A 1,146-nucleotide genomic window follows, 5' to 3' on the forward strand; every position below is an offset into this window, starting at 1 on the left:
GGCCACGTCGACCACGGCAAGACGACGCTGACCGCGGCGATCACGAAGGTTCTGTCGAACAAGGGGTTCGCCCAGTACGTGGCGTTTGACCAGATCGACAAGGCGCCGGAGGAGCGGGAGCGGGGCATCACGATCGCCACCGCCCACGTGGAGTACCAGACCGAGAAGCGGCATTACGCTCACGTCGACTGCCCCGGTCACGCCGACTACATCAAGAACATGATCACCGGGGCGGCGCAGATGGACGGTGCGATCCTGGTGGTGAGCGCGGCCGACGGGCCGATGCCGCAGACCCGGGAGCACGTGCTGCTGGCGCGGCAGGTGAACGTTCCGCACCTGGTGGTGTACCTGAACAAAGTCGACCTGGTGGACGACCCGGAGCTCTTGGAGTTGGTGGAGCTGGAGGTGCGGGAGCTGTTGAGCTCGTACCAGTTCCCGGGCGACGACACGCCGATCGTGAAGGGCAGCGCGCTTCAGGCGCTGGCGTGCGGGTGCGGCAAGGCAGACTGTGGGGCGTGCAAGTCGATCCACGAGCTGATGGACGCGGTGGACAGCTTCGTGCCGGACCCGGTGCGGGAGAAGGACAAGCCGTTCTTGATGCCGGTGGAAGACGTGTTCTCGATTTCGGGTCGAGGGACGGTGGCCACGGGGCGGATCGAGCGTGGGGTGGTAAAGATCCAGGAAGAAGTCGAGGTCGTCGGGTTCAAGCCGACGACGAAGACGGTGGTGACCGGGGTGGAGATGTTCCGGAAGCTCTTGGATCAGGGCGAGGCGGGGGACAACGTCGGGGTACTGTTGCGGGGCGTGAAGCGCGACGACATCGAGCGGGGCCAGGTGCTGGCGAAGCCGGGGTCGATTACGCCGCACAAGAAGTTTTTGGCTGAGGTGTACGTGCTGTCGAAGGAAGAGGGAGGGCGGCACACGCCATTCTTCAACGGCTACCGGCCGCAGTTTTACTTCCGGACGACCGACGTGACCGGGGTGGTGACGCTACCCGAAGGCACGGAGATGGTGATGCCGGGGGACAACGTGCGGATCAACGTGGAGCTGATCACGCCCATCGCGATGTCGGAGGGGCTTCGGTTTGCGATTCGCGAAGGCGGGCGCACCGTGGGCGCCGGCGTCGTCACCTCCATCATCGAGTAA

General features: G+C 65.0%; 1 protein-coding gene. It reads left to right on the forward strand.

What is annotated here, in order from left to right; genetic code table 11:
• Positions 1–1,146: elongation factor Tu (gene tuf, locus U1E26_06120; GenBank protein MDZ4169215.1), on the forward strand; the 1,146-nt coding region annotated here is incomplete at its 5' end.

It is taken from the genome of Coriobacteriia bacterium, assembly GCA_034370385.1.
GTDB lineage: Bacteria > Actinomycetota > Coriobacteriia > Anaerosomatales > PHET01 > JAXMKZ01.